At 36.8% G+C, this 13,494-nt stretch carries 9 protein-coding genes and 1 pseudogene; 3 read left to right on the plus strand and 7 right to left on the minus strand.

What is annotated here, in order from left to right; translation table 11 throughout:
* Positions 1-39: 39 nt before the first annotated feature.
* From LS69_RS04565 to dnaA, 6 genes are all read right to left on the minus strand, one after another.
* Positions 40-840, minus strand: a complete 801-nt coding sequence (locus LS69_RS04565; RefSeq protein ID WP_238699141.1) for a polysaccharide pyruvyl transferase family protein — start codon at positions 838-840, stop codon at positions 40-42.
* Positions 797-1,357 carry a hypothetical protein gene (locus LS69_RS10805; protein ID WP_238699137.1) on the minus strand — a complete coding sequence of 187 codons (561 nt, stop codon included), beginning with the start codon at positions 1,355-1,357 and terminating at the stop codon, positions 797-799. The genes LS69_RS04565 and LS69_RS10805 overlap by 44 nt, the downstream gene beginning before the upstream one ends.
* Positions 1,358-1,406: 49 nt before the next feature.
* Positions 1,407-2,054: a glycerol-3-phosphate 1-O-acyltransferase PlsY gene (gene plsY, locus LS69_RS04570; protein WP_138122603.1), complete on the minus strand. Its 648-nt coding sequence runs from the start codon at positions 2,052-2,054 to the stop codon at positions 1,407-1,409.
* Between the two features lie 57 nt (positions 2,055-2,111).
* Positions 2,112-4,424 (minus strand): DNA topoisomerase (ATP-hydrolyzing) subunit B, encoded by a 2,313-nt coding sequence (gene gyrB / locus LS69_RS04575; protein WP_138122605.1) that lies wholly within the window; start codon positions 4,422-4,424, stop codon positions 2,112-2,114.
* A gap of 38 nt (positions 4,425-4,462) precedes the next feature.
* Positions 4,463-5,530, minus strand: coding sequence for a DNA polymerase III subunit beta (gene dnaN / locus LS69_RS04580; protein WP_138122607.1), 1,068 nt, complete (start codon positions 5,528-5,530; stop codon positions 4,463-4,465).
* 170 nt (positions 5,531-5,700) lie between these two features.
* Positions 5,701-6,996, minus strand: coding sequence for a chromosomal replication initiator protein DnaA (gene dnaA / locus LS69_RS04585; RefSeq protein WP_138122609.1), 1,296 nt, complete (start codon positions 6,994-6,996; stop codon positions 5,701-5,703).
* Positions 6,997-7,132: 136 nt separating this feature from the next.
* Here dnaA and ruvC point away from each other — a divergent pair, with 136 nt between their 5' ends.
* Both ruvC and thyX read left to right on the plus strand, forming a co-directional pair.
* Positions 7,133-7,618: a crossover junction endodeoxyribonuclease RuvC gene (ruvC, locus tag LS69_RS04590; protein ID WP_138122611.1), complete on the plus strand. Its 486-nt coding sequence runs from the start codon at positions 7,133-7,135 to the stop codon at positions 7,616-7,618.
* A 1-nt stretch (position 7,619) separates the two neighbouring features.
* A pseudogene (gene thyX / locus LS69_RS04595) lies at positions 7,620-8,228 on the plus strand (FAD-dependent thymidylate synthase); the annotation flags it as partial.
* Positions 8,229-8,852: 624 nt separating this feature from the next.
* Here the strand turns inward: thyX and LS69_RS04600 are convergent.
* Complete coding sequence (locus LS69_RS04600; protein WP_138122613.1) at positions 8,853-11,051, minus strand: NADP-dependent isocitrate dehydrogenase; 2,199 nt, start codon at positions 11,049-11,051, stop codon at positions 8,853-8,855.
* A 242-nt stretch (positions 11,052-11,293) separates the two neighbouring features.
* Between LS69_RS04600 and LS69_RS04605 the strand changes: the two genes are divergently transcribed.
* Positions 11,294-13,492: a WD40 repeat domain-containing protein gene (locus LS69_RS04605; RefSeq protein WP_138122615.1), complete on the plus strand. Its 2,199-nt coding sequence runs from the start codon at positions 11,294-11,296 to the stop codon at positions 13,490-13,492.
* Positions 13,493-13,494 lie beyond the last annotated feature (2 nt).

Below are 13,494 nucleotides of genomic sequence, written 5' to 3' on the forward strand. Positions count from 1 at the left end.
TTTGTGGAATCTCTAAAGAGTTTTTTGCAGCTTTAAACTCTAAATCCCCCCCCCCCCGCAGAAGTGGGCAGAATCTAGCGTATCAAGATTCTCTGCTTTAAATTCTGCGATTGCTTGACGCACAACTTGCAATCGTGTCTCATCAATACTTTCTCCAAATTCCTTTTGGATACTTAAGTTTAGATTTTCTAGCATATTAGATTTTAGGGATTCTATATTTGGCGCGGTGGGGTTGAAATTTACGCGTTTTGCTTTCAAATCCTCTATACTCCAAACTTTTAGGATTCCATTAACTGCGCTAAAACGATTGATATTTTCTTGATTTCTTGCAATCAACACCACAGGAATCCCAAAAGCAGTGCAAGGAGCGGCACAATGCAGGGCGCAAGTAATAATGAGCTTCGCTTCTTTTTTGTAAGTTTCTAACAAAGTGCGCGTTTTAGCTTCATAATCTCTAGGGTTTAGGGATTCTTCTATCTTTACCGATTGTTGATTAATTCTCACCGCATTTTGACGCAAATCCTGCGGGATATACTCCAACAAATTATCCGGAATCCCGACCAAAAAAACTTTATCCGCGCTTTTGCTTAAACTCTCCTCGCGTTTGGGCAATGTAAGCGTCAAACAACGCGATAAATAAGCTTGGATTCCTAATCTTTGGCAGAATCGCAATGTCTCTAAATCCCTGCAACCAATTTCCTTAAAAACAAAATAATAAGGATAGTAAGCGACGAAGTATTCTAACGCTTTATAAATGCTCTCTGCGAAATGTGTCCCAACAAAAATTGGCAAAGTCTCATGACTTGGAAAATAATGGTGGTATCCAAACCAACCTTGCATAATAACAGGTGTTAAATCCCCCCCCCCCCGCAGAAGTAGCAACTTTACTTGTGGCAAAGGTTGTGAGGCAATCTCTGTCATGGTATTCATAAGTCGCATTTGGTAAAAGCTTTGACAATGCACTATGCGTGGCAATCGTTTGGACATAATCACCAAGATTAAAGCTACCAAGCCTAGCGATATGCTTATGATAATCAAATAACAAAAAATGATTTTTTGCAATGGACTTGTTTTGCGATTCTACTTGCTCTCTTGTGGCGATAAACTTTGATAACAAAAGTATTTCTTCTTCGGTCGTTTCACGCAAAAGAGTATTTAATTTAGATTCTAATGATAAAAACTGCTTTTGAGATTCTGCAAACTTCGTATTTATTACTTTTTCTAAGTTTTGAAATCTTACATTTAATAGACTTTCAATTCTTGTGTCTAAATGATTTTGAACTCGTGTTAATTTATTGGAAAGCTTAAAATTATTTGCAATATAAGCAATCATCACCTTTTTGAGTTTCGTAAGCATAAAGTCTCCTAGATGATAAGTTTTGAATGATACAATGATGAGAATAATCTCATATAACTTTTTGTTCCTTTCTTTGGATTAAACGCATAATATTTGGGATATGTTTATAAAAAATCACTACCATCATTAGCACCAAAGGCGTATGTGTAGTAATATGTGGAATTTCTGGGTGCAAGAAAAAGCTAGAAGCTACACCGCAAAAAACACCCAAAAGCGAAGCAAGAGAAGAGATTTTGAGCAATTTCCCAACAACAAGCCACATCAATATTCCTAAAATCGCTTCTAAAGGTAAAAATACCGCGACGACACCCACGCAAGTTGCGACGCCTTTGCCCCCTTCAAACTTCAAAAATGGCGAGAAACAATGCCCAAAAACAGCCAAAAATGCCATAAACCATTGTGCTTCAAAGCTCACATTAAAAGCTTTGGCAATCATTAGAATCACTACGCCTTTAAGCGCATCACTTAGCATAGTTAAAATCGCAATTCTTTTAGCAAGTTTTGGATTCTGCGCTTTTAATGCGCGTAAAACATTCGTCGCACCAATGCTTCCGCTTCCAACTTCGCGAATATTCACCCCGCCAAAAAACTTCCCATAAATCAAGCCAAATGGAATCCCACCTACTAAATAACTAAGAGTATAGAAGATTCCATTTAAGCTTGTAAAAAAATCAAGAACCCCACTTAAAAGATACATTATTTTCCTTTTTATTCGTTTTTACCTATGTTTTTTGCAAAAATTAAAGATTTCACATTAAACATCTAAATGTTTTACATCTTTGGCGTGGCTTTGGATATAATCCCGACGCGGTTCGACTTCATCGCCCATAAAGAGGGAAAAAACATCACTCGCTTCATTTTCATCTGCAATCTCCACACGAATCAATCGGCGGTTCTCTGGTGTCATTGTTGTTTCCCAAAGCTGTTCTGGATTCATTTCACCCAAACCTTTATATCTTTGGATATACGCGCCTTTTTTGCTACTCTCTTCAATACTTTCTAGCAAACTCACCGCGTCCTTTCCTTGTAAGAATCCTAAATCGTATTCTTTGATTTTATCAAACACAAAACGCGCTTCTTCAAAAAGCGGGTGTGTGAAAAGCTCTTCGTCAATCTTAATATCTACCAATCCCGAATCTGTTTGGACATACAAATGAATTTTATCTTCATTGGTGGTTTCATTGAGGATATTAAAACCAAGTGTGATGATTTTTTCTTTGATAGTTTGGCATAATGCGTCATTTTCAAGACTTAATAAGTCGTTATTTTCAATTAAATAGCGCACGATTTCAATCAAAGCGAATCGCTTTTTCAAACTCTGCAAAGTAGAACGATAATGCGCGACAATTTTGAAAAACTCTATAATTTCCTTTGTCCCGATTCCTTGAAATTCAAAATTTTCAATTCCATTTTCAATCAAATATTCACTTAAAGCGCGTTCATCTTTAAGATAAATTTCCTTTTTACCTTTTTTGAAACGATAAAGCGGAGGCTGTGCGATATACAAATACCCTGCCTCAATAATGCCTTTAAGATAGCGGAAAAAGAAAGTCATCAAAAGGGTTTGAATATGGCTTCCATCGACATCTGCATCGGTCATAATAATGACTTTATTATAACGCGCTTTTTGAATATCAAATTCTTCTCCGATTCCACAACCTAGTGCGGTGATAAGATTCTTAATTTCATCACTTTTTAGAATCTTATCTAAGCGACTTTTTTCTACATTGAGGATTTTCCCACGCAAAGGCAGAATCGCTTGATAAACTCTATCGCGCCCTTGTTTTGCTGAACCACCCGCAGAATCTCCCTCTACGAGAAAAAGCTCACTGATGCTTGGGTCTTTGCTTTGGCAATCTGCTAATTTACCGGGTAATGTTCCTACGCTAAAGGATTCCTTTTTGCGTGTAAGTTCTCTTGCCTTTTTTGCCGCTTCTCTTCCACGAGCAGCCAAAAGTGCTTTTTGCATAATCGCTTTGGCTTCGTTAGGATTCTCTTCAAAGAATTTTGAAATTTTTTCAAAACTAAGCTTTTGCACGATAGGACGCACAAAAGAGCTTCCAAGCTTTCCTTTGGTTTGTCCTACGAATTGTGGGTCAATCACTTTAACAGAAACAATCGCAATCAAACCCTCCCGAATGTCATCGCCTGTGATTTTGGAATCTTTTTCCCGCGCATTGGCATTTTCTTCAATATAATTTGTGATTGCGCGTGTCAAACCCATACGGAATCCCGCTTCATGTGTTCCGCCATCGGTTGTGTGAATGTTATTTACAAAGCTTAATAATCTCTCATCAAAGCCCTCATTATAAGCCAAAGCAATTTCTACTTCTACATTTTCATCTTTACCCTCAAAACTAATAGTTGGCGAAATGAAAGGTTTTTTGTTAATATCATTAATAAATTGCGACAAACCACCCTCAAAATGATAAGTTTCGTCAAAATCACTTTGTTCATCTTTGAAATGAATCGTGATTTGATGGTTAAGATATGCAAGTTCTTTGAATCGTTTTTTTAGGATTTCTTTATCAAAAGTTACAATCTCAAAAATACTATCATCAGGTATAAATTCTATCGTTGTTCCATTGCGTTTAGTTTCCCCAATCACTTCTAAATCATTTTGTGGAATCCCTTGCGCAAAGTCTTGGCGGTAGATTTGATTGTGTTTGTAAATCGTCATTTGTAACGATTTTGAAAGCGCATTGACAACCGAAACACCCACTCCATGCAAACCACCCGAATAGGTTTTTTGGTCAAACTTCCCTCCTGCGTGAAGCACGGTTAAAGCCACTGTGGCGGCAGAAATGTTTTCTGTGGGGTGAATATCTACTGGGATTCCGCGTCCATTATCAGAGATTTTAGCTCCACCTTCTTTGGTTAAAATCACTTCAATTTCTGTGCAGTATCCTGCCATTGCTTCATCAATGCAGTTATCTACAACTTCATAAATTAAATGGTGCAAACCACTGATATTGGTATCACCAATATACATTCCCGGTCGTTTTCTAACCGCTTCTAAGCCTTTTAAAACCTTGATACTCTGCCCGGTGTATTCTAAATCTTCCATTTTTTCCCTTAAATTTGATTCTTATGACTTCGTATTATTTAAATAATAATTGGCATTACAACGGTGGAAAAATTCTCACTTTTTAGGATAAAAGGCGCGTTTTTACCATTAAGTCCCCAAACGAAATCCGCAGTATCAATTTGCATTAAAAAGTCCAAAACATGGCGAGAGTTGATTCCAATTTCAATTTCTTCGCCAACTTCAAGATTCATTTCTATTTGTGTTTTCGCTTCAGAATTATCTTGACTTAGAGATTCAAACAAGATTTCATTGGGTTTAAATGTGATTTTTACATCATTAGTAACGGAATTAATGACTTTGATTCCTTCGATGATTTTAGCTTTTGGAATCGTAAGTTCTGTTGCAATTTCTTTAGGCAAGATTTTCTCATAATCTGGGAATTTTCCATTGATAAGATGTGAGAAGAAAATATAATTTTGTGATTTGATGATAATATCTTTTTCATTGTAGAAGAGTTCAATATTATCAAAGAAAAGGCGTTGAATCTCTGTGATTGCCTTTTTTGGGAAAATCAAAGCTAAGCTGTTTCCTGTCGCATTGTCAAATTTCACCATTGCAAGGCGTTTGGTATCGGTCGCGACAAAATTATAAGAATATTCTTTAATATCTAGCAAAGCTCCATTGAGTTCGCGTTTTTGGTTATTTGTATCAATAACTGGAAAAATTTTTTTCATTGAAGTGATGAGTTGCAAAGAATTGATTTCTAATTTTGGTAGATTCTCATATTCTGGAAAAGTTGGAAATTCTTGAGCATTAAACATTGGAAGTTTGAAAGAGCTTTTGTTTTGTTGGATATGTAGATTCTCATTTTGTGTATAGAGATTTACATCGCCTTCTTTTAGTCTTTTGATGATGTCCAAAGCTTGTTTTCCATTCACCGTTGCGATTCCGTTTTCGTTGATATTTAATGAATCACCAATTGCACAAAGTCCCATTTCAAAGTCTGTGGCTTTGCAGATGAGTTGGTTATCTTTTGTTTCAAGATAAATGTGTGAAGTAATTTGACTGGAATCTTTTTTGTCCAAAAAAGGTTGTAAGGAAGTGAAGATATTATCCAAGACGCTATTTGAAATGGTAATGTTCATAAAGAACTCCTTATTATTAATTAAATTTAGAAGTATTAGTAGGGGATTTGAATTATTGAATAACTGCTACAAACCTCTAAAATTTGGTGTTTTTTGTGAATGAATTTTCGGTTTTGTTTTCACATTAATTCACTATTTTAGCAAAACTTTGTTTTTATTGTATTTAAATGCTATTTTATTTTGTTTTTTATTTCTTCAATGATAGTTTTAAAGTTTGCATTTTCGTTGATCTCATCTTGGATACTTTTCATTGCTTTACTCACAGTGCTGTGGTCTTTCATTCCAAAGAAATTTGCGAGATAAGGCATAGAATTTGGTGTGAGCGTTCTTGCTAAGTAAATTACAATTTTCCGTGCAATAACGATGTTTTTGGTGCGATTCTTGCTTTTTATATCCGAAGGTTTGAGATTGTAGTATTTCGCCACGGTTTCAATGATTTTATCCATACTTACATTTTCTTTGGATTCTTTGATATATTCTTTTAAAACATCTTTGACGAAATCAAGGCTAATTTCTTGGATATTAGTAACATTCATTGAGAAGTTGAGCTTGACTAAAACTCCTTCAATTTCGCGGATATTGTCGTTAATGTTTGCGGCGATAAAGTGAATGATTGTGTCATTTAAGTGGATTCTATCTAATTCACATTTTGCGCGGATAATGTTGATTTTTGTTTCTAGTTCTGGAGGTTGAATATCTGCAAGAAGCCCTGAAGTAAAGCGCGTTTTAAGACGCTCTTCTAAGCCTTTCATATCTTTAGGTGCGCGGTCGGAAGTTAGCACGATTTGTTTGTTATTTTCTTTGAGTTCATTAAAAGTATGGAAAAATTCCTCTTGGATTTGTTCTTTGCCGCTTAAAAATTGAATATCATCAATCAGCAAATAATCACAAGCGCGGTATTTTTCGCGGAATCGCTCCATTGTGTTGTTGCGAATATGTAACAAAAAATCGTTTAAAAATTGTTCGCTTGTTGTATAAATTACATTTTTGCCAACGGCGATATTTGCGTTGCCAATTGCGTTTAATAAATGTGTTTTGCCTAAACCTGTGTTGCCATAAATCACGAGTGGATTGTATTTGATACTTTGGTTTTGTGCGACAGCTTTTGCGACATTAAAGGCAAAGGTGTTGGAATTTCCCACGACGAAAGAAGCAAAGGTAAAGGAAGGATTGAGATTGTTCGTGCCATTTTGTTTGCGCACATTGGTTTTGTTTTCTTTCTTTTTATTGGAATAATTGGCAACTTCAACGATAATTTCAGGCTTTAAGCCATTGTGGATTTCAAATAAATGTGCAATTTTATCCGCGTATTTGGTTTTAACCCAACTCGCGATTAAAATATTTGGGGCATTTAGCACGATTCTATCATCGCGTGAATATTTTTCATTGTAGGTAATTTGACTGATATAATTATCAAATTCAAAGGGCGTGATTTCACTTTTAAGTTGTAATAAAATTTGATTCAAAATCTTGCCTTTTAAAGTTATTCACAGGTGTGAATAGTATGTGAATAACTCGTGAAATTTGGGCGAATTTTATCTCAAAATTACTAAAAATTTTATATGATTGCGCAAATTTTAAATCATTTCAATAAGGCGATTCGTGAATATTTTAGGCATTGATCCGGGCAGTAGAAATTGCGGTTATGCAATCTTGCGATTAGAAAAAAATGTGATTTCCTTGCAAGAAGCAGGATTGATTAAAATCAAAGAAAGAATCTTGCAACATCAGATTTTGGAATTTGTCGAAGGGATTGATTTGGTGCTAAAAAATCACAAAATAGATTCTGTGGCAATTGAAGATATGTTTTATGCTTATAATCCCAAAAGCGTGATTAAACTTGCGCAATTTCGCGGGGCATTAAGCCTTAAGATTCTACAAGAGTTGGGGAATTTTGCCGAATATACGCCTTTGCAGGTTAAAAAAGCTTTGACAGGAAATGGCAAGGCACAAAAAGAGCAAGTTGCCTTTATGGTTAAGCGACTTTTGGGACTTAAAGGCGAAATCAAGCCTTTAGACATCACCGATGCGATTGCGATTGCAATCACACACGCACAACGACTTAAACTTCAAAATAAGGAATCTTAAAATGCAAATTACACTTCTAAATTATACAGAGCTTAAAACTTGCGCCCACGCGATTCGCACTTGTTGGCAGAGTTTTGATAAAAGTGATGAGGGTGGCGAGAGGGACAAAGAATTGATTTATCGTGTCGGAAATAAATTTAAACACGCTTCGACTTTAGAACACTTGCATTATACTTTTTATATTCAAGGAATCTCTAGGGCGACTTTGCAGGAATTAGCGCGGCATAGAATTGCGTCTTTGAGCGTGAAATCCACGCGCTATACGCTAAAAGAGTTAAAAAACGCGGAATCTTTTTCGCCATTGAATGCAGAGAATCTTAAACGCGCAGAGGAATTTTTAGTTTTCACCTATAATGAAGCGGTGGATAAGGCGAGTGTGATGGCGTTGGAGAATTTGAGGTTGTTATTGCAAGAAAATATCAGTAATGATTTAGTGAAATTTGCAATGCCAGAATCCTACAAAACCGAGCTTACTTGGAGTATTAATGCGCGAAGTTTGCAGAATTTCTTGAGTTTGCGGAGTTCAAAAAGTGCGCTTTGGGAGATTCGCAATCTTGCTTTTGCACTTTTTGAGGCTTTGCCAGAGGAACATAGGTTTGTATTTGAAGAGTGTATGGAGGGAGGGGAAAAGAATCGAATAAAACTAACTTTACAAGAGCGAGACAAGTTTAAAATATACTTAGAAGAATTTGTAAAACAAGTAGATAGATGCGCAAAAATAGGAAATATAAAAGAATTCAAAATCAAAGACTTAGAATCTAATTTTTTTGACTTATTAAAAGGAAAATATGAAGTTAAATTAGATGTGGGTAGCGGGAGGTTAAAGAATGATGTGTGTGGAATCGCATTTACAAGAGTTGATATTTTAGGTAATCATTATGCAAACACCAATAAGCCAACAAACAGGCAAGGTATTTATATTTATTTTGATTATCGCTATAAAGATAAGGAATATTATATTTATTTAGGTTGTGGGAATGAAACAAAAAAATGCAAAGCAAAAAGTTTTATAGAATCTAAAAATTACTTTGAGGGAGAAGAATCTTTGGATATAGACAAAATACTGAATAAATTTTTGGAATTAGCAGAAGAATATAACAAAATTCCCAAAGAAGATTTTTTGATATTGTAAATAATACACATAAAAACAAAGAAAATATGAATAACTAAACTTATTTCTTGCGTTGCGATTCCACGAGGGAATCGTGCAAAGATATTTTAAAGAAGTCTAGCGTTATTTAATCTTGCCCAAAATCGCGTTAAAAGTCGCGCTTGGACGCATAATGCGGTTGCATTTTTCATCGTCTAATTTATAATATCCTCCCAAATCCACTTTAGAGCCTTGTGCGCTTAAGTATTCTTGATGAATCTTGGCTTCGTTTTCGCTTAATTCTTGCGCGATTCCTTTAAAGAATCCCTGTAATGCAGAATCGCTACCATCGTTTGCTAGGGCTTTGGCGAAGTAAAGCGCAAGGTAGAAATGGCTCGTGCGGTTGTCATCTTCACCAACTTTGCGTGAAGGTGCTTTGTTGTTGTTTAGCCATTCTCCAATCGCGCTATCAAGGCAGTTTGCTAGAATCTGTGCTTGTTTGTTGCCCGTTTTTTGGGCATAAAATTCAAGACTAGCCTGAAGTGCCAAAAATTCACCCAAACTATCCCAACGCAAGTGGTTTTCTTCTACGAGTTGTTCTACTTGTTTTGGCGCACTTCCACCCGCGCCTGTTTCAAACATTGAACCACCATTAAGCATCGGCACAACAGAAAGCATTTTCGCACTTGTGCCAAGCTCCAAAATCGGGAATAAATCCGTCAAATAATCCCGCAAAACATTTCCGCTAATAGAGATTGCATCTTTTCCTGCGCGAATGAGTTTAAGTGATTCCAAACAAGCTTCTTTTGGTGGTAGAATCGCAATGTCTTTGCCTTTTTCTTTGAGGCGTGCTTGCACTAAATCTATCATAATCTTATTGCTTGCTCTTTTAGGATCTAGCCAAAAAATCGCCTTATTTCCGGTCAAATCCGCGCGTTCAATCCCTAAATCAATCCAATTTTGCACCGCTTCAAATTTTGCCTCATTTGCGCGGTAAATATCGCCTTTTTCTACTTTGTGTTCTAGCAAAATCGCGCCTTTTTCATCTACGATTCTAAAGATTCCGTCTTCTTTAGCGATGAAAGTTTTATCGTGAGAGCCGTATTCTTGCGCTTTTTTCGCCATTAATCCGACATTAGACACGCTGCCTAATTGGCTAGGATTCAAAGTGCCATTAGCGCGTAAATCTTCCACCACCGCTTCGTAAATTGTCGCGTAGGTTTTGTCCGGAATGAGTGCGTTTGTATCGCATTCTTTACCCTCTTTATCCCAAAGTCTCGCGCCATTTTTAAGCATTGCAGGCATAGAAGCATCGACAATCACATCGCTTGGAATATGCAAATTCGTGATTCCTTTGTCGGAATTTACCATGGATAAAGGCGCACTTTTGCTTAGAATCTCATTGTATTTTGTTAAGATTTCTTGCTTTTTAGGGCTGTTTTCTGCCTTGCTTAGAAGTTCGCTTACGCCGTTGTTAGGATTCACACCAAGTCGTGTAAATTCTTCACCAAAGGAATCAAAAAGCTCTTTGAAATACACTTGCACCGCGTGTCCAAAAATCACAGGATCGCTGACTTTCATCATCGTAGCTTTCAAGTGAAGAGAAAGTAAAATATTTTCGTTTTTGCAGATTTCAATTTGTTTTGCATAAAACGCGTCTAAGGCTTTTGCGCTCATAAAAGTCGCGTCTAAAATCTCATTTTTATCTAGTTTGAGATTCTCTTTTAACACTTCTATGCCTTTGCTGCCTACAAATTCAATCTTCGCTTTAGTGGGTTCGCTAATCAAGATGGCTTTTTCATTATCAAAAAAATCTCCCTCTTGCATATAAGAAACGCGTGTTTTGGAATCTTTATGAAACTCTACGACGCGATAGGGATTTTTTTTGGCATATTCTTTGACTGCTTTTGTGCAGCGGCGGTCGGAATTTCCTTGTCTTAGCACAGGATTGACTGCAGAACCTAAGACTTTTTGGTATTTTTCTTTGATGAGTTTTTGTGCTTCATCTTTGGGTTCATCGGGGAAGTCTGGCACATCAAAGCCTTTGGATTGTAACTCTTTAATCGTCGCTTTGAGTTGTGGGATAGAAGCGGAAATGTTGGGTGTTTTGATGAGGTTTGCGTCGCTTTGATTGACAAGTTCGCCCAAAATCGCAAGTTCATCTTTGACTTTTTGGGATTCTTTTAGTCTTTCTGGAAATTGGGCTAAAACGCGTGCAGCAAGAGAAATATCGGAAGTTTCTACTTGGATTCCAACTTTGCCCAAAAAGGCTTGAACAATGGGCAAAAATGAATAAGTCGCTAGGGCTGGGGATTCGTCTGTTAGCGTATAGGTGATTTTCATAGGGTTTCCTTTTGGTATAAAATTGTCGTTTGAGTATAACAAAGAATTGCGCAATTTTTGCTAATTTTAGTCAAGATTCTTTTTACTTTTTGCACAAAGAGGAAATTATGTTTTCACATTTACACACTTTGCTAAAGTCTTGAGAATAATTAGGGATTTAAAGGCGCAATTTAAAGACTTTAAAGTATAATCATAAATTATGATTTAGATTTGACGCTATTTTTGTCAATCAAGGAGCAAAAATGTTTCCTGTAAAAAGCAGTTTAAAATTGGTCGGTAGTGTGCTTGGAATCGCAACAGATAAAGATTCTATTATTTGTATGGACAATTTCTATAACATCTCCACTTTTTCAAAAGAAAATAAAGTGATTGATAAAGCGTTGCAGCTTTCCAAAGAAGTTGAACCCCTGCACCATTTTAGCAAAGCTGTTGCTACTTCTCACACGACTTCTAAAATTGCTATGGGATTCGTCAAAGCGACCAAAGGCGTAGTGGTTACGACTACTCCAGAGATTGCCCCGATTGCGCAGCTCACTTGGCAAAAACTCGCAATCTCTAAAGCTGCTTTTTCGCACGAAGACGATTATATCGCTACCGGCGGTGAAGATGGGCGCGTGTTGGTGTATTCTGCGGATAATTACCAACTTGCTTTGAGTTTGCCGCCATTGCCTGATTATATTTCTTCTATTGCTTTTAGCGAAGATGGGAGGCTGATATTTGCAGGTTGTTTTGGTAAAAGTGCAATGATTTTTGATGTTGTCAAAAATATGCCTATTGCGGATATTAAGACGGAATCCTTGATTGAAGATGCGTTTTTTTACGCAGGAGATACGCTTTTGTTTTGTGTTACCAAAGATGGGCAAACCTTGATTTATGATGTGCGAGAACAAAAATTCATCAAAGAAAGCCTTTTTAAAGGCGTGTGGTTTACGCGATGTCGTAAGCTCCCGGAAGAAGAATTTGCAATCGTTGGAGCAAAAGACAAACAACTGCGCATTATTGACTTAAAAGACAATACATTAAGTGATTCTATTAGTTTAGAACACAGCGGAATCACAATGATGAGATTGGAAGAAAATCTGCTTTATCTTGGCTATTCTGATGGGACGATAGAAATTGCAGATATTGACGAAGCGCGTGAGGAGATGATGGAGTTGCTCAATAACAACGACCTTAAAGGCGCATTGGGCTTGATTCAGGCAAAAAATATCTTCTTGCAAACTTTAAAAGAATACCGCACGAAGCTAGAAACCCTATGGAAAGAAATGTTGGCAAAAGCGATTGATTTACTTGCAAAAGACCAACTGCAAGAAGCTACCGCGGTTGTAGAACCCTTTATGCTAGATTCTCGCAAAAGAGAGGAGTTTGATTATTATTGGCAACAAAAAGAAGCGGTGGCGAAGTTTATGGACGCTATTGAAGCCAAAAATTATATGGAAGCTTATAAATTGGTAGACCAAAACGCTTACTTAAAAGAAACAGTGGCTTATGCCAAGCTAGAAGAGACTTGGGAAAAATCCTTTGAAGTTTCTAAGCGATTGCTTTTCCAAGATCCACAAGGGAATTTAGTCAAAGCCCAAGATTTATTGCGTCCTTTTGTTACGGTGAAATCCAAAAAAGATGCTGCGATGATGTTGCTTAGAAATAGCGATAAGTTCGTTCAAGCCGACAAAGAATACAAGGCAAAAAATTTTGTGGAATATTTTAAAATGTGCGATAGATTGCCGTTTTTAAAAGAAACTTTGATTTATAGAAGTGCTTTGCTAATCGGAGACCAAATTGCACAACGCGTGAATGCTTATGAAAACCAAAACGATTACACTAAAGCTCTTGAAATTTGTAAGCTACTTGCTTCTATGTCGCCTTTTAAATCTCTTGCTGATGAAAAAGCTAGAACAATTCAGATTAAACTAGAGTTTGCCCAAGCTTGCAAGGAGCGCAAACTAGCAGACGCGTTTAAGATGGCGGAAACTTATTTTGAATTGCGTTCTATGCCAGAATACAAAAAGCTTTATGACGATTTTAAAAGATATGAGAAAATCGCCTTTGGGTTTGCGACTGCGGGAAATGGCAAGGCAACTTTGGACAACTTAAAAGAATATCTCTACATTGAATATTGGCGGGATAAAATCGCCGCGATTCTAAAAATCGCTTATCTTTCGGAGTTTATGCTAAACGCCCCGGGCAAAAGCGGAGCGCAGCCGGATATTTGCTGGAGAGAAACTTTCCAATATTATATTGAACGCTATGGTAAAGATGAAGAAATAAAAAAGCTATCCGATGAAATTGGGTTGCGTGATGTGTTAGATAGCATTCCTTTTGATGGCAATCCAAAAGGCTATTTGACAACCATTGTTGCAGATTCTTTGTTGTGCATTGATAACCAACCGCTACACCAACACGGAGAAGAAAACAAAGAAGATGGAGCAAAGGGCAAATAACA

The sequence above is a fragment of the Helicobacter sp. MIT 05-5294 genome, from assembly GCF_000765675.1.
GTDB lineage: Bacteria > Campylobacterota > Campylobacteria > Campylobacterales > Helicobacteraceae > Helicobacter_D.